Source organism: Amycolatopsis sp. NPDC051758 (genome assembly GCF_044453095.1).
Classification (GTDB): Bacteria; Actinomycetota; Actinomycetes; order Mycobacteriales; family Pseudonocardiaceae; genus Amycolatopsis.
Map to the genome: position 1 here is coordinate 290,544 of NZ_JBITCJ010000005.1, position 14,090 is coordinate 304,633.

The 14,090-nt window shown below is 70.9% G+C and carries 17 protein-coding genes; 6 read left to right on the forward strand and 11 right to left on the reverse strand.

The window, feature by feature from the left end; all coding sequences use genetic code 11:
* Window positions 1–34: 34 nt before the first annotated feature.
* Window positions 35–1,339, forward strand: a complete 1,305-nt coding sequence (locus tag ACIA5G_RS24765; protein ID WP_395927073.1) for an MFS transporter — start codon at window positions 35–37, stop codon at window positions 1,337–1,339.
* Window positions 1,340–1,424: 85 nt separating this feature from the next.
* On the opposite strand, the gene ACIA5G_RS24770 is transcribed toward ACIA5G_RS24765, so the two are convergent.
* The 10 genes from ACIA5G_RS24770 to ACIA5G_RS24815 all read right to left on the reverse strand — a co-directional run bounded on the left by ACIA5G_RS24770 (window position 1,425) and on the right by ACIA5G_RS24815 (window position 9,300).
* Window positions 1,425–2,198, reverse strand: a complete 774-nt coding sequence (locus tag ACIA5G_RS24770; protein WP_395927075.1) for an enoyl-CoA hydratase family protein — start codon at window positions 2,196–2,198, stop codon at window positions 1,425–1,427.
* 38 nt (window positions 2,199–2,236) lie between these two features.
* A complete protein-coding gene (locus tag ACIA5G_RS24775; RefSeq protein WP_395927077.1) occupies window positions 2,237–2,752 on the reverse strand; it encodes a DUF3291 domain-containing protein in 516 nt (171 codons plus the stop codon).
* A 53-nt stretch (window positions 2,753–2,805) separates the two neighbouring features.
* Window positions 2,806–3,435, reverse strand: coding sequence for a cyclase (locus ACIA5G_RS24780; RefSeq protein ID WP_395927079.1), 630 nt, complete (start codon window positions 3,433–3,435; stop codon window positions 2,806–2,808).
* A gap of 163 nt (window positions 3,436–3,598) precedes the next feature.
* The gene (locus ACIA5G_RS24785; RefSeq protein ID WP_395927081.1) at window positions 3,599–4,336 is read right to left on the reverse strand and encodes a sirohydrochlorin chelatase; all 738 of its coding nucleotides are present in this window, start codon (window positions 4,334–4,336) and stop codon (window positions 3,599–3,601) included.
* A complete protein-coding gene (locus tag ACIA5G_RS24790; RefSeq protein WP_395927083.1) occupies window positions 4,333–5,595 on the reverse strand; it encodes a sulfate adenylyltransferase subunit 1 in 1,263 nt (420 codons plus the stop codon). Before ACIA5G_RS24790 ends, ACIA5G_RS24785 begins: the two co-directional genes overlap by 4 nt.
* On the reverse strand, window positions 5,595–6,515 hold the full coding sequence (cysD, locus tag ACIA5G_RS24795; protein WP_395927085.1) for a sulfate adenylyltransferase subunit CysD: 921 nt from the start codon (window positions 6,513–6,515) through the stop codon (window positions 5,595–5,597). The genes ACIA5G_RS24790 and cysD overlap by 1 nt, the downstream gene beginning before the upstream one ends.
* Window positions 6,516–6,526: 11 nt before the next feature.
* Complete coding sequence (locus ACIA5G_RS24800; RefSeq protein ID WP_395927087.1) at window positions 6,527–7,222, reverse strand: phosphoadenylyl-sulfate reductase; 696 nt, start codon at window positions 7,220–7,222, stop codon at window positions 6,527–6,529.
* The gene (locus ACIA5G_RS24805) at window positions 7,219–7,374 is read right to left on the reverse strand and encodes an Insertion element protein (RefSeq protein WP_247055118.1); all 156 of its coding nucleotides are present in this window, start codon (window positions 7,372–7,374) and stop codon (window positions 7,219–7,221) included. The genes ACIA5G_RS24800 and ACIA5G_RS24805 overlap by 4 nt, the downstream gene beginning before the upstream one ends.
* The gene (locus tag ACIA5G_RS24810) at window positions 7,371–9,059 is read right to left on the reverse strand and encodes a nitrite/sulfite reductase (protein ID WP_395927089.1); all 1,689 of its coding nucleotides are present in this window, start codon (window positions 9,057–9,059) and stop codon (window positions 7,371–7,373) included. The genes ACIA5G_RS24805 and ACIA5G_RS24810 overlap by 4 nt, the downstream gene beginning before the upstream one ends.
* 106 nt (window positions 9,060–9,165) lie before the next feature.
* Window positions 9,166–9,300 (reverse strand): putative leader peptide, encoded by a 135-nt coding sequence (locus ACIA5G_RS24815; RefSeq protein ID WP_395927091.1) that lies wholly within the window; start codon window positions 9,298–9,300, stop codon window positions 9,166–9,168.
* 155 nt (window positions 9,301–9,455) lie between these two features.
* Here ACIA5G_RS24815 and hemW point away from each other — a divergent pair, with 155 nt between their 5' ends.
* Both hemW and ACIA5G_RS24825 read left to right on the forward strand, forming a co-directional pair.
* Window positions 9,456–10,688 carry a radical SAM family heme chaperone HemW gene (gene hemW / locus ACIA5G_RS24820; RefSeq protein WP_395927093.1) on the forward strand — a complete coding sequence of 411 codons (1,233 nt, stop codon included), beginning with the start codon at window positions 9,456–9,458 and terminating at the stop codon, window positions 10,686–10,688.
* 64 nt (window positions 10,689–10,752) lie between these two features.
* On the forward strand, window positions 10,753–11,673 hold the full coding sequence (locus ACIA5G_RS24825; protein WP_395927095.1) for an NADP-dependent oxidoreductase: 921 nt from the start codon (window positions 10,753–10,755) through the stop codon (window positions 11,671–11,673).
* On the opposite strand, the gene ACIA5G_RS24830 is transcribed toward ACIA5G_RS24825, so the two are convergent.
* The gene (locus ACIA5G_RS24830) at window positions 11,670–12,284 is read right to left on the reverse strand and encodes a TetR/AcrR family transcriptional regulator (RefSeq protein WP_395927992.1); all 615 of its coding nucleotides are present in this window, start codon (window positions 12,282–12,284) and stop codon (window positions 11,670–11,672) included. The genes ACIA5G_RS24825 and ACIA5G_RS24830 overlap by 4 nt on opposite strands.
* Before the next feature lie 172 nt (window positions 12,285–12,456).
* Between ACIA5G_RS24830 and ACIA5G_RS24835 the strand changes: the two genes are divergently transcribed.
* The 3 genes from ACIA5G_RS24835 to ACIA5G_RS24845 are packed head-to-tail and all read left to right on the forward strand — an operon-like array spanning window position 12,457 to window position 14,083.
* Window positions 12,457–12,873, forward strand: a complete 417-nt coding sequence (locus ACIA5G_RS24835; protein WP_395927097.1) for an SgcJ/EcaC family oxidoreductase — start codon at window positions 12,457–12,459, stop codon at window positions 12,871–12,873.
* Window positions 12,870–13,238 (forward strand): hypothetical protein, encoded by a 369-nt coding sequence (locus ACIA5G_RS24840; protein WP_395927099.1) that lies wholly within the window; start codon window positions 12,870–12,872, stop codon window positions 13,236–13,238. Before ACIA5G_RS24835 ends, ACIA5G_RS24840 begins: the two co-directional genes overlap by 4 nt.
* A 32-nt stretch (window positions 13,239–13,270) precedes the next feature.
* On the forward strand, window positions 13,271–14,083 hold the full coding sequence (locus ACIA5G_RS24845; RefSeq protein WP_395927101.1) for a siderophore-interacting protein: 813 nt from the start codon (window positions 13,271–13,273) through the stop codon (window positions 14,081–14,083).
* The last annotated feature ends 7 nt before the right edge of the window (window positions 14,084–14,090 follow it).

Here is a 14,090-nt window from a genome sequence, read left to right on the forward strand (position 1 = left end):
CTCTTCGGCGGACACATCCTCGAAGGGAGTTCTGGTGCGCAAGTGGTGGCCGTTGCTCGCGGTCTGTGCGGGCTCGTTCCTGTTCCTGCTGGACACCACCGTCGTGACGGTGGCGCTGCCCCGGATCGGCGCCGACCTGACGGCGACAGTGGGGCAGCTCCAGTGGGTCCCCGACGTTTACACGCTCGTCCTCGCGGTGCTGATGCTCGCGGCGGGCTCACTCGCCGACCGCTGGGGTGTGCGGCGGGTGTTCCTGGCCGGGCTGGCCGTGTTCGCGACGGCGTCGCTGGGATGCGGGCTGGCACCGGACATCGGGACGCTGATCGCCGCCCGTGGTGTCCAGGCGATCGGCGGTGCGGCGCTGGCGGTGACCGGGTTCGCGGTGCTGGCCGCCACCTACGAAGGGCGCTCGCGAGGGACTGCGATCAGCGTGTTCTTCGCGGTCAACGGGCTCGGCGCGGCGATGGGACCGGTGGTGGGCGGGGTGCTGACCGAGTACTTCGGCTGGCCGGCGATCTTCTTCGTCAACGTGCCGCTGGCGTTGCTGACGGCGGTGTTCACCGTGTTCGCGATCCGGCGGGACACCCCGGCCCGCCGCGGCCGGTTCGATCTGGCGGGTGCGGTGTGGTTCGCGGTGGCGGCGGCGAGCCTGGTGCACGGGCTGACCCTCGGGGGTGAAGGCCGCTGGACGTCGCCGGTCACGGTGGGGGCGCTGGTGGTTTCGGTGGTCGCGTTCGCCGGGTTCGGCCTGGCCGAACGGCGGCCGGACCCGTTGCTGGACCTGCGGTTGTTCCGCGACCGCGAGTTCACGACGCTGGTCGTGTGCGCGGCGGCGTCGACCCTCACCTTCGCCGCGCTGGTCTACGTGTCCCTGTGGTTGCAGACGGATCGTGCGCTCGGGCCGGTCGCGGCCGGGCTCGCGCTGGCGCCGCTGGCCGGGGCGTCGTTCCTGACGTCGACGGTCCTCGGGAAGGTGCTGCACCGGTTTCCGCCGCGGGTCCTGCTGGGTGTGGGTGTGCTGCTGGGCGCGGTGGGCAGCTTGCTGCAGCTGGGTTTCACGGTGACCGGTGGTCTTGCGGTGACGGGGATCGGCGTGGGGATCGCGGGGCCGGCCATGGGCACGGCGGTCGCGGCCGCGGCACCGCCGGGGCGCGCGGGGATGGCCGCGGGAATTCTGACGACGACCCGGCAGTTCGGGCAGACGCTCGGCGTCGCGGTGCTCGGGATCGCTTACCAGGCCGGAGGTTTGACGCCGGTGTATGTGGTGGCCGCGGTGTGCGGCGGGGTGACCGGCCTGCTCGCGCTGGTTCCGCGCAAGCAGGTTCAGGTTCCGGCTTAGCGCCCCAAGGCGGCCTTGGTTGCGTCAGACGCACCGAAGGCCGCCTTGGGTGCGTGTGACGCACCGAAGGCCGCCTTGGGGCGCTTCAGTCCTGCGGGACCCAGCTCGGCTTGCGCTTCTGGGCGAAGGCCAGGATCCCTTCCTGGCCTTCCTCACTGGCGAAGAACTTGGCCGACAGCCCGATCATCTCCTCGAAGCCTTCCGACGGCGTCGCGGGCCGCGGGCGGCTCAGCAGGGCCTTCGTCTCGGCCAGTGCCTTGGGCCCGCCCTGGGCCAGCGCCTTGACGAACCGGGCCACTTCGCCGTCCAGCTCGTCGGCCGGGACGGCCGAGTTCAGCAGGCCGATCTCGACGGCGCGGCGCGCGTCGAACGTGTCGCCGGTCAGGAAGAGCTCGTGCGCCGCGCGGGGGTTCAGGCGGGGGAGCACCGTCAGGGAGATCACCGCCGGCACCACGCCGATGCGGACCTCGGAGAAGGCGAACGTCGCTTCCGGGACCGCCACGGCGATGTCGCACGCCGCGACCATGCCGATGCCGCCGGCGCGGGCGGGCCCGGCCAGCCGCGCCACGACCGGCTTCGGGCTGGTCCACAGCTGGTCGAGGATCTTCGGGAACTCGTTCACGCCCTGGTCGCCCGCGCCGGCGCCGCGGGCTTCCTTGAGGTCCATCCCCGCGCAGAAGACCGGCCCGGTGTGGGTCAGCACGACCACGCGCACGGCGTCGTCGGCGGCCGCGGCGGCCAGCGCGGCCGACAGCTCACGGCGCAGCTGCGCCGAGAGCGCGTTGCGGTTGTGCGGGGAGTCCAGGGTGATCGTGGCGGTGCCGCCCACCACGTCGTAGTGCACCAGTTCGTCAGCCATGACCGACACCTTTGCACACTCCCCGCACACCACCGGTGTTACGCGGGGCACAGCCAATCAGGGTCACCCTCGCGGGCTTCCGCGACGACGGCGTCCGGCGCGGGGAAGTGCTGCTTCAGCGTGAAGGCCTCGGGTGTCGGGCCGTGGATGCGCAGGTGGTTGAGCTTTTCTTCGGCGTCCGCGGTGGTCGGCCGGTAACCGGCGGGGACCCACCAGAGCACCGTCATCACCTCGCGGACGTGGTGGAACCACTCCCGCCGGCGCCGCATGATCGCCACGTGGTCCGGTGAGAACGCGAAGTCCGCGAGCGTCCGGACCGACGTCCACACGGACATGTTGACCAGCACGCCGGACGTTCCGCGGACGTCCGCTTCGAAGGCCCGGACGGACGTCGCGTCGCCGTCTTCGGTCTGCAGGCGCCACACGAACCCCGGCGCCTGGTCGGCGAGGGCGTTCACGGGCTCCAAGTTGTCGACGAAGTCGCGGAAGGACGGGTCGTCGAGCGGGGTCTTCATCCGGCTGATGTTCACCTGAGCGAGTTCGTAGTTCCCCATGCCGGCCACCCTACGGGCGGCACCCGGCCCGCAGGGTGGCCTCTTCACGGCGCTCAGCCGATGGTCGTCGTGGTGAAGACCGGGCTGGGGCTGGGGAAGCAGGCGGTGGGCGCGGTGATGTCGCCGATGATGGTGCCCGCCACCGCCTTGAAGGTCAGGCCGGGGTCGCTGTAGCTGGTGCCGGACAGCTTCGTCTCGATGGTGCCCGACTGGCCCGCGGTCAGGTGCGCCGTGATCGTGGGGAGTTCGAAGGTGGCGCCGCCGGCGATCGGGCCCGGGAAGCTCAGGGTCGCGACGCCGTTCGCGACCGCGATGGTCGGCGCGGTCGAGCCGAGGCCGGAGCCGCCGGTGAGGTCCGCGCTCACGTAGGTGGAGTTCGCCGGGATCGGGAACTTCAGCGCGAACGTGTTGATGTTCTTGACGGTGTTCCCGCTGACCTCGCCGGGAACCTCGTTCGGCGCCGGGTCGATGACGACGTCGAAGGCGCCGCCGGGCGCGACGGTGGCGGGCGCGGTGACGTCGGCGTCCTGGTTCAGCGACACCTGCTGCGGCCCGATGATCGGCGCGTCGGCCTGGCAGTCGAAGGCGACGGTGGTGGCCGCCGAAGCCGGGGCGGCGAGGGCGATCGGGAGAGCCGCGGCCGCGGTCAGAGCAGCCAGCCGGGAAAAGTGAAGCGCTTTCATCTGTATCCACCTACCTGCGGTTTTGGAGGGGAGGAAAGAGAGCTGCGCAGCGCTTAGAGAGTTACCGGCAAGTTAACTAGCCCGTCAAGGATTTACCGTTCCCAAGCACGCAGGGTGACGGCAAATGTGAATAAGACTCGCCTTTTGGCGGTGTTGTCGCGGATCAGGCGTACTGGCGGAGCAGCCCGCTCACCGCGGAGGCATACCGGCTGATGACAACGTCGGCGACACGCGGGTCGTCGGCGAGCGGCGCCGCGATGAACGCCCGGGGATCCGCCTCAAGGGCCAGCCGCGCGATCCGGTCCGGCAGCAGGCCCGGTGCGAGGAACCACGACGCGACGATCAGGTGCTTCACTCCGCGCTCCCGCAGCCGGGCGGCGGCGGTGGGGATGTCCGGCTGGGTCGCGCTGGCGAACGCCTCGCTCACCGGAACACCCAGCCGCTCTTCCCAGCTCGAAGCGAGCGAAGCCACGACGGCGTTCGCGGAAGCGTTCGACGAGCCGACCGCGCTGAGCAGCACGCCCGTCCCGCGCCGGCGAGGAGCGGCGGCCAGCCGGTCCAGGGCCACCGCCTGCAGGGCCGGGTCCGCGCCGAGCACGTCCGAAACCTGGACGCGGAAGCCCGGGCACGAAGCCGTCACCGAATCGATCAGCGCCGGCAGGTCGACGCGGGCGTGAAACGCGCTGCCCAGCAGCAGCGGCACGACCACCGCCGTCCGGTGGCCGGCTGTGTACAACTCCTGGAGCACGTCCGTCACCCGAGGCGAAGACAGGTCCAAAAAGGACTCGTACACCGGAAGCCCTGGAGCCTGCGCGCGCACGACGTCGACGAGAGCCCGCACGGTCGCCGCCGAGCGGGGGTCACGACTGCCGTGCGCGACGGCGACCAGGGGAGGCGTCACGAGAAGCGCTCACCGACCAGGCCCGCGGCGAGGGTGTCGCCGTCCTTCGGGTCGATCACCAGGAACGCGCCGGTGCGCGGGCTGACGCCGTAGTCGTCGACGCCGAGCTCCTGGGCCAGCCGCAGCGTGACCAGCCCGATGTCGTTGAGCTCCAGCGTGGCCGGTGCGTCCACACTGGACAGCGCCTGCTCGTCGAACCGCGCGTGCAGCTCGCCGACCAGCGCCTGCACCGTGCGGGCGCCGTGCTTGACGAGCACGCGCGCGCCCGGCTTGAGCGGCTTCGACGACAGCCAGCACAGCGTGCCGGTGATCTCGTCGGTCACCTCCGGCGGGGAGTCCGCGGCGGCGATCAGGTCACCGCGGGAGATGTCGATGTCGTCGGTGAGCAGCAGGGTCACCGACGTGCCGGCGCCGGCCTCTTCGAGCGGGCCGTCGGCGGTGTCGATCCGTTCGACGCGGCTGCGGATGCCTTGCGGCAGCACGACGATCTCGTCACCCGGCCGCACCGTGCCGGCGGCGATCTGGCCCGCGTAACCGCGGTAATCCGGGTATTCCGGCGTGCGCGGGCGGATCACGTACTGCACCGGGAAGCGCAGCGCCGAGTCGTGCGGGTCGGGTGCGACCGGCACGTCTTCGAGGTGCTCCAGCAAGCTGGGACCGCTGTACCACGGCGTCCGCGTGGAGCGGGTCGCCACGTTGTCGCCTTCCAGCGCCGACACCGGGATCGCGAGCACCGAACCCCGCGCGTAGCCCAGCGTCTCGGCGTGCGAAGCGAACTCCTTCGCGATCACCGTGAACGTCGCCTCGTCGTAGCCGACCAGGTCGATCTTGTTCACCGCCAGCACCAGCTGCGGCACGCCGAGCAGGGCCAGCACGGCCGCGTGCCGCCGGGTCTGCTCGATCACGCCCTTGCGCGCGTCCACCAGCAGCACGGCCAGCTGCGCGGTCGACGCGCCGGTCACTGTGTTGCGCGTGTACTGCACGTGCCCCGGCGTGTCGGCCAGCACGAACGACCGCTTGGGCGTGGCGAAGTAGCGGTAGGCGACGTCGATGGTGATGCCCTGCTCGCGTTCCGAGCGCAGGCCGTCGACCAGCAGGGACAGGTCCGGTGTGGACAGTCCCTTGTCGACGGACGCGCGGGTGACCGCGTCCAGCTGGTCGGCGAGCACCGACTTGGTGTCGTACAGCAGCCGGCCGACCAGGGTGGACTTGCCGTCGTCGACGCTCCCGGCGGTGGCCAGGCGAAGCAGCGAGCTCATCAGAAGTACCCCTCACGCTTGCGGTCTTCCATGGCCGCCTCGGACATCCGGTCGTCGGCGCGGGTCGCGCCGCGCTCGGTCAGCCGCGACGCCGAAACCTCGGCGATGACCTCTTCGACGGTGGCCGCGGTGGATTCGATCGCGCCGGTGCACGAGCCGTCGCCGACGGTCCGGTAGCGCACGGTCCGTTCGGTGACTTCTTCCCCCGGACGCGGCCCGCCCCACGGACCTTCGGCGAGCCACATCCCGTCGCGCAGGTACACCTCGCGCTGGTGCGCGTAGTAGATCGACGGCAGCTCGACCTTCTCGCGGGCGATGTAGTTCCAGACGTCGGCCTCGGTCCAGTTGGACAGCGGGAAGACGCGGACCTGCTCACCCGGGCGGTGCCGGCCGTTGTAGAGGTTCCACAGCTCGGGACGCTGCCGCCGCGGCTCCCACTGGCCGAAGGAGTTGCGGAGGCTGAAGATCCGCTCCTTGGCCCGGGCGCGCTCCTCGTCACGGCGGCCGCCGCCGAACACCGCGTCGAACTTGTTCTCCGAGATGGTGTCCAGCAGCGGCGTGGTCTGCAACGGGTTCCGCATGCCGTCAGCACGCTCTTCCAGGCGCCCGTCATCGATCCAGTCCTGGACCTTGGCGACGACCAGGCGCAGCCCGTGCCGCTCGACGACGCGGTCGCGGAACTCGATGACCTCGTCGAAGTTGTGCCCGGTGTCCACGTGCAGCAGCGGGAACGGCACCGGCGCCGGCCAGAACGCCTTGATCGCCAGGTGCAGCAGCAGCGTCGAGTCCTTGCCGCCGGAGAAGAGGATCACCGGCCGGTCGAACTCGCCCGCCACTTCCCGGAAGATGTGGATGGCCTCGGATTCGAGCGCGGCCAAGTTGTCCTGTGCCGCATCGGTCGCGGGCTCCAAGGTCGTCATGCGTCCCTTCCTCAGCCGTGCAGTCCGCACTCGGTCTTCGACTGGCCCGCCCACCGACCGCTGCGCGGGTCCTGGCCCGGCTCCACACGAGCCGTGCAGGGCGCGCAGCCGATCGACAGGTAGCCGATCGAAACCAGCGGGTTCTCGAGGATCCCGTGCTCGCGGATGTAGCCGTTGAACTCGTCGTCGGTCCACGCCGCGATGGGGTTGATCTTGACCAGCCCGTTGCGGTCGTCCCAGGTGACGATCGGGGTGTTCGCCCGCGTCGGCGCGTCGACCCGGCGGACGCCGGTCACCCACGCCGAGTAGTTCGCCAGGGTCTTGCGCAGCGGCACGACCTTGCGCAGGTTGCAGCACAGCGCCGCGTCCCGGTCGTGCAGCTTCTCGCCGTATTCGGCGTCCTGCTCGGCGACGCTCTGCTCGGCCTGCGCGTTGACGATCTTGACGTTCGGGTAGACCGCCTGCACCGCGTCCCGGGTGCCGATGGTCTCCGGGAAGTGGTAACCGGTTTCCAGGAAGAGAACGTCCACATCGGACTTCACCTTCGTGGTGAGGTCGACGAGCACGGCGTCCTGCATGTTGGACGCGACGATGAAGTCGTCGCCGAACGTCTCGACGGTCCAGCGGATCGCCTCGTCCGCGGTGGCGTCGGCGAGCTCCTTCGAAGCGCGCTCGGCGAGGGTCTTGTAGTCGGCGGTGGCGGTCATCGGGAAACCTCCGGGAGGGACAGGCCGAGGAACTTGACCGAGAAAACCCGGCGACAGGCGGAACACAGCCAGCCGCCGTTCTCTTCCGGGCGCAGGTCCTCGTCACCGCAGTAAGGGCAGTAGTACGGCGCCGCTCGCTCGGTGGACGTCACTGCAGGACGCTCTCTTCGGCGCGCGCGGCCCACTGCGGGAACCGCTCGCCAGGTTCGCGCCCGGCGACGTAGGCACGCACGACGCGCTCGACGTAGCCGGTCAGCTCGGCCGCGGTCACCTTGTGCCCGCGCAGCTTCCGGCCGAACCCGGCGTCGAGGCCGAGCCCGCCGCCGAGGTGCACCTGGAAGCCTTCGACCTGGTTGCCGGCGGCGTCGGTGACGATCTGGCCCTTGAGCCCGATGTCCGCGGTCTGGATCCGCGCGCAGGAGTTGGGGCAGCCGTTGAGGTGCACGCTGACCGGCGTGTCGAGCGCCGCCTGGATGTCCGCGAGGGACTTCTCGAGGTCGGCGACGAGCTCTTGCGCGCGGGCCTTCGTCTCGACGATGGCGAGCTTGCAGAACTCCAGCCCGGTGCACGCCATCACGCCGCGCCGCCACGGCGACGGCTTGGTCTCGAGGCCGAGCTCGGCCAGCTCGGACTCGAGCGAAGCGACCTGTGCCTCGGGGACGTCGAGCACCACCAGCTTCTGCTGCGGGGTGAGCCGCACCCGGTTCGACCCGGCGCGCTCGGCGGCCTTGGCGACGGCGACGAGCGTGGCGCCGGAGGAGCGGCCGGCGATCGGTGCCGCGCCGACGTAGAACTTGCCGTCGACCTGCGGGTGCACCCCGACGTGGTCGATCGGCCGGGCGGGCTGCTCCGGCGGCGGGCCGTCGATCAGCGCACGCTTGAGGTACTCGTCCTGCAGCACTTGGCGGAACTTCTCCGCGCCCCAGTCCTTGACCAGGAACTTGATCCGGGCCCGCGAGCGCAGCCGCCGGTAGCCGTAGTCGCGGAAGATCGAGATGACGCCTTCCCAGACGTCCGGCACCTCGTCGCGCGGCACCCAGGCGCCGAGTCGCTGCCCGAGCATCGGGTTGGTGGACAGGCCGCCGCCGACCCAGAGGTCGAAGCCGGGGCCGTGCTCGGGGTGGTCCACCCCGACAAACGCGATGTCGTGGATTTCGTGCGCGACGTCGGACTGGCCGGAGATCGCGGTCTTGAACTTGCGCGGCAGGTTCGCGTACGCCGGGTCGCCGATGTAGCGGCGCTTGATCTCGTCGATCGCCGGCGTGCCGTCGATCACCTCGTCGGCGGCGATGCCCGCGACCGGCGAGCCGAGGATGACGCGCGGGCTGTCGCCGCAGGCTTCCATCGTGGACATGCCGGCTTTTTCGAGCTTGTCCCAGATCTTCGGCACGTCTTCGATCTGGATCCAGTGGTACTGGATGTTCTGCCGGTCGGTGATGTCGGCGGTGTCCCGCGCGTAGTCCTGCGAGATCTCGCCGAGCACGGTGAGCTGGTCGGTCGTCAGCGCGCCGCCGTCGAGCCGGACCCGCAGCATGAAGTAGCGGTCGTCGAGCTCTTCGGGCTCCAGGGTGGCGGTGCGGCCGCCGTCGATCCCCGGCTTGCGCTGGGTGTAGAGGCCGAACCAGCGGAACCGGCCGCGCAGGTCACCCGGGTCGATCGCGTCGAACCCGCGGTGGGCGTAGATGTTCTCGATCCGCGCCCGCACGTTGAGCGGGTGGTCGTCCTTCTTCGACCGCTCGTTCGGGTTCAGCGGCTCCCGGTATCCGAGCGCCCACTGCCCTTCGCCGCGCTTCTGCTTGACGCGCGCGGGGCGGGCGGGGGTCTGGGGCGTGGCCATGGCGGCGTCCTCCGAGAGGCTCTTCGTGGCAGCGGAGGACCACCGGCTCGCGGGGGTTCTCCGGCGCCGGCTGTCCAGAATTCGTGGCAGGTGGTGGCGGCGGCAGTCAGCGAACGGGTGCGCAGAGGGCGCTCGCGACCCGCAGGAGGTCGACGTGGCGGCGGGCCACGAGGAAAACACCGGCATGAGTCACGACGTCAGCGTGCCACGCGTCCAGAATGTGGTCCAGGCTTGTCCGCATGCTGGGAGAAGTGTCACTTGCCTGGGAAAATGCGGTCGACGGCAGGGCCACGACCTGCACGTCCGAGCACCCGGAGCGGGCTTCGGGTCGTGTCAACCGCCCAAGAGCCCAGCGTCGCTCGAACGGGGCCTCGGCGCGGCCGCGGTGGGGAGAAGGTGGACAATCCGGGGGTGCCCGTGCTGCGTCCCGACCCCGCCACCCCGATCGACCCGGCCCTGCCGGAAAGCGCGCTGAAGGGGCTCGGCAGCAGAGCGTTCGGGGTCTACGTGCACGTCCCGTTCTGCGCCACGCGCTGCGGCTACTGCGACTTCAACACCTACACCGCGGGTGAGCTCGACTCCGGCTCGTCCCCGCAGTCCTGGCTCGAAGGGCTCCGGCGGGAGCTGGAGCTCGCCGCGAAGGTCCTGGTCGTGCCGCCCGCCGCCGACACCGTCTTCGTCGGCGGTGGCACGCCCTCGCTGCTCGGCGCCGACGGCCTCGCCTCGGTGCTCGACGCCGTCCGCGACGTCTTCGGGCTCGCGCCGGGCGCGGAGGTGACGACGGAGTCGAACCCGGAGTCGACGTCGCCGGAGTTCTTCGCCGGCATCCGGGAGGCCGGCTACACGCGGATCTCCCTCGGCATGCAGTCGGCCGCGCCGCACGTGCTCAAGATCCTCGACCGGGTGCACACGCCGGGCCGGCCGGGCAAGGCCGCCGCCGAGGCGCGCGCGGCCGGGTTCGACCACGTGAACCTCGACGTGATCTACGGCACGCCGGGCGAGCGGCCCGAGGACCTGCGCGCAACGCTCGACGCGGTGCTGGCCGCCGGCATCGACCACGTTTCGGCGTACGCGCTGATCGTCGAAGAGGGCACGGCGCTGGCCCGCCGGGTGCGCCGCGGCGACCTGCCCGCGCCGGACGACGACGTGCTGGCCGCGGACTACGAAATGATCGACGCCACGCTGTCGGCGGCAGGCCTGCGCTGGTACGAGGTGTCGAACTGGGCGGCGTCCGACGAGGCCCGCTGCCGCCACAACCTCGGCTACTGGCGTGGTGACGACTGGTGGGGCGCCGGTCCGGGCGCGCACAGCCACGTCGGCGGGGTGCGCTGGTGGAACGTCAAGCACCCGGCGCGGTACGCGGCGCTGCTCGCGGCCGGTGATTCGCCCGCGGGCGGGCGCGAGGTGCTCACCGACGACGACCAGCACCTCGAGCGGATCATGCTCGAACTCCGCGTCGCCGAAGGGCTTCCGCTCGACGTGCTCGACGCGCCCGGCCTCGTCGAAGCCCGGGCGGCGGCGGCCGAAGGCCTGCTCGATCCGTCCGCTTTGGACTCCCGGGGGCGAGCGGTGCTCACGGACCGCGGAAGGCTGCTGGCCGACGGCGTGGTCCGGCGCCTCGCCGGCTGATCGGGGCATAAATTCCGCCTTCGTGTCGTTACTTGCATCAAGCAACGACGTCCGAGGAGGGCCCATGGCGCGCGCGATCAGGTTCGACGAGTACGGCGACGTGGACGTCCTGCGGGTCGAGGACGTGCCGCGGCCGGCGCCGGGGCCGGGCCAGGTGCTCGTCGAGGTGCGCGCCGCCGGGATCAACCCGGGTGAGGCCGCCATCCGCCAGGGGTTCATGCACGAGCGCTTTCCCGCCACCTTCCCGTCCGGCCAGGGCAGCGACTTCGCCGGAGTGGTGGCCGAGCTCGGTGACGGCGTCGAGGAGATCCAGGTCGGCGACGAGGTGATCGGCTTCGTCGAGACCCGGTCGAGCCACGCGGAGTTCGTCGTGGCAGAGGCCGAGAACCTGACGCCGCGTCCGGACGGCGTCCCGTGGGAGGTCGCCGGTGCGCTGTTCGTCGCCGGGACCACCGCGTACGCCGCGGTGCGCGCGGTCTGCCCGCGAGAGGGCGAGACGATCGTCGTGTCGGGTGCGGCGGGCGGGGTGGGTTCACTGGTCGTGCAGCTGGCGAAGCTGTCCGGCGCCACGGTGATCGGCCTCGCCGGCGAAGCGAACCACGAGTGGCTGCGCGAGTTCGGTGTGGTCCCGGTGTCCTACGGCGACGGCGTCGAAGACCGGATCAAGGCCGCCGCCCCCGAGGGTGTGCACGCGTTTGTCGACACCTTCGGCTCCGGGTACGTGGAACTGGCCCTGCACCTGGGCATCTTCCCCGGAAGAATCAACACGGTCATCGACTTCGCGGCGGCGCAGAAGTACAACGTGAAGACCGAGGGCAACGCGGCGGCGTCGTCGGCGGACGTGCTGCGTGAGCTGAGCCTGCTGGTGAACAAGGGGCTGCTCGAGCTGCCCGTCGCCCGCGTCTACCCGCTGGACGAGGTGCGCGAGGCCTACCGCGAGCTGGAGAAGCGGCACACGCGCGGCAAGATCGTGCTGCGTCCCTAGGTCCTCGCGGCGATGACCTTCAGGCCGGCGAGGTACATGTCGAGTGCGAACTCGAGCCGTTCGGCCGCGGTTTCGGCGGAGAAGAACTCGCCGATCCGCAGCATGTTCGGGAACGACTCGGCGGGCAACGACTGCATGTACGTCATCATCTGCTCACCGCGCTCGGTGACGTCGGCCTGGTCGATCTCACCCCAGGTCCAGCCGCTCGCTTCGTAGGCGTACGCCTTGGCGTAGAGCGCCAAGGCGTCGCCCGCGAAGGTCGCCTGCTTGAGGTCCAGGCCGCCCACGCGCAGCAGCGCCAGCATCACCTCGCCCAGGTGCAGTGAGCTCGGGTTGACCGGCACGGCGATGTGCCACGCGACCCGGGCGATGCCCGGGTGCGCGACCATCACCCGGATCTGCGCGCGCACGAGCTCCTTCACCTGCTCGTCCCAGCGGTCCGCGTCCGGTTCCGGCAGCGGCACGTCGGCGAGCACGGCGTCGAGCATCAGCTCCGCCAGCTCGTCCTTGTTGGACACGTGCGCGTAGAGCGACGCGGGCCCGGTCTCCAGCTCCTGGGCGACCCGCCGCATGGTGACCGCGTCGAGGCCCTCCTTCCCCAGCACCTCCAGGGCGGTCTTCACAACGAGCTCCTGGGAAAGCGCGGGCTTCGCGGCGCGACGGCGCGGGGCTCGGCGCCACGGCGGCGGGGGAACGGTCACGCGAACACTGTACTTGACGCGAACAACGTTCGTGAGTAGAACGGTGTTCGTCGAACGAACAACGTTCGCGAAAGGGGATCTCATGACCACGACCACCGCCGAAGCCGACGTCCGCGCGGTGCTCGGCCGACTCGCCCAAGCCTGGAACGACGGCGACGCGACCGCCTACGGGCAGCTCTTCACCGAAGACGCCGACTACATCACGTTCTTCGGGCTGAACATGCCCGGCCGCGAAGCGATCGAGGGCGGCCACCGCGCCCTCTTCGAAGGACCGTTGAAGGGCTCGAAGCTGACCGGGCAGCTCGGCGAATCGGCGAAGGTGCGGTTCATCCGGCCCGATGTCGCCGTGGCCGTCGTGGGTGGCGGCTCATCACTGTCCGGCGCCGGCACGACCGACGCGGGGCGGGAGTCCACCGTGGGCTTCGTACTCGTCCGCGAGGACGGCGAGTGGCTGATCACGGCGTTCCAGAACACGCGCGTCTCGGATCCGCGGGCGTGAAAACGCTTGCGGAGGCCTCGGGGGTCGTCGCGCGGCCGCCCGCTGAGGTGTTCGAAGAAGTGCGGCGCCGCGTGACCGGCGGCGGTTATCCGATGCGGACGGAGATCGACCGTGAGCGGGGGTTCCTCGCGGTGCAGGGCGGCTGGTGGTACCGCGGCGAGTACCGCGTCACGGCGGATCCGGGCGGCGCGCGGGTCGAGCACCGGGTCGTCAACGCGGCTTCGCGGGGACGCTGGGGAGTGCCGCTGGCGAACCGGTTCTTCGTCCGGTTCCGGGCGAAGACGGCTGCCGCTTTTGCCCGGATGCTCGAAGAACTCGACCAACCCGGTGGCCACGCGCCGGATCCGGCGCGTACGGTTGCTTAGGTAAGCCTTAGTTCCTGGCGAGGAGTTCATCGATGGCTGAAGCACCCCGGCGGTCCGGGCGTCCCGCGGTGCGGCTGCGGGTGCTGCGCACCGAGCGGCTCACCCCGCACATGATCCGGATCGTGGCGGGCGGCGAAGGCATCGCCGATTTCACGCCCAACACGTTCACGGACGCGTACGTGAAGGTGCTGTTCAAGGTGCCGGGCGTCGAGTACCCGGAGCCGTTCGACGTCCAGGAGTGCCGCGCCACGCTGCCGCGGGAGCACTGGCCGCGGCAGCGCTCCTACACCGTCCGGGGGTTCGACCCGCAGGCCGGCGAGCTCGTTTTCGACTTCGTCCACCACGGTGACGAAGGCATCGCTGGCCCGTGGGCCGCCTCGGCCCAGCCGGGCGACGAGCTGCTGCTGTCCGGTCCTGGTGGGGCTTACGCGCCGGGCGCCGAAGCCGACTGGCACCTGCTGGCCGGCGACGAGAGCGCGTTGCCGGCCATCGCGGCGTCACTCGAAGCGCTCCCGGCGGGCGCGTCGGCCCACGCCGTCATCCTGGTCGAGGACGCGGCCGAGGAGCAGCAGATCGTCACGAAGGCGGACGCGCAGATCACCTGGCTGCACCGCTCCGCCGGCGACGACCTGGTTTCGGCGGTGCGGGCGCTGCCGTGGCGCGACGGTGTTGTGCAGGCGTTCGTCCACGGCGAAGCAGGCTTCGTGCGCGAACTGCGCCGGTACCTGCTCGACGAGCGCGGGATGCCGCGTGAGCTGCTGTCCATCTCGGGGTACTGGCGGCTGGGGAAGAACGACGAAGCCTGGCGCGAAGAGAAAGCGGCCGAGCGGGCGCGGGAGAAGTAACCTCGCC

Coding starts and splice junctions, on each gene's coding strand:
- ACIA5G_RS24770 (WP_395927075.1), bottom strand. CDS start 2,198: ATGGCTGACGAACTGGTGCACTACGACGTGGTGGGCGGCACCGCCACG.
- ACIA5G_RS24775 (WP_395927077.1), bottom strand. CDS start 2,752: ATGGGGAACTACGAACTCGCTCAGGTGAACATCAGCCGGATGAAGACC.
- ACIA5G_RS24780 (WP_395927079.1), bottom strand. CDS start 3,435: ATGAAAGCGCTTCACTTTTCCCGGCTGGCTGCTCTGACCGCGGCCGCG.
- ACIA5G_RS24790 (WP_395927083.1), bottom strand. CDS start 5,595: ATGAGCTCGCTGCTTCGCCTGGCCACCGCCGGGAGCGTCGACGACGGC.
- cysD (WP_395927085.1), bottom strand. CDS start 6,515: ATGACGACCTTGGAGCCCGCGACCGATGCGGCACAGGACAACTTGGCC.
- ACIA5G_RS24800 (WP_395927087.1), bottom strand. CDS start 7,222: ATGACCGCCACCGCCGACTACAAGACCCTCGCCGAGCGCGCTTCGAAG.
- ACIA5G_RS24810 (WP_395927089.1), bottom strand. CDS start 9,059: ATGGCCACGCCCCAGACCCCCGCCCGCCCCGCGCGCGTCAAGCAGAAG.
- ACIA5G_RS24815 (WP_395927091.1), bottom strand. CDS start 9,300: ATGCGGACAAGCCTGGACCACATTCTGGACGCGTGGCACGCTGACGTC.
- ACIA5G_RS24825 (WP_395927095.1), top strand. CDS start 10,753: ATGGCGCGCGCGATCAGGTTCGACGAGTACGGCGACGTGGACGTCCTG.
- ACIA5G_RS24835 (WP_395927097.1), top strand. CDS start 12,457: ATGACCACGACCACCGCCGAAGCCGACGTCCGCGCGGTGCTCGGCCGA.
- ACIA5G_RS24845 (WP_395927101.1), top strand. CDS start 13,271: ATGGCTGAAGCACCCCGGCGGTCCGGGCGTCCCGCGGTGCGGCTGCGG.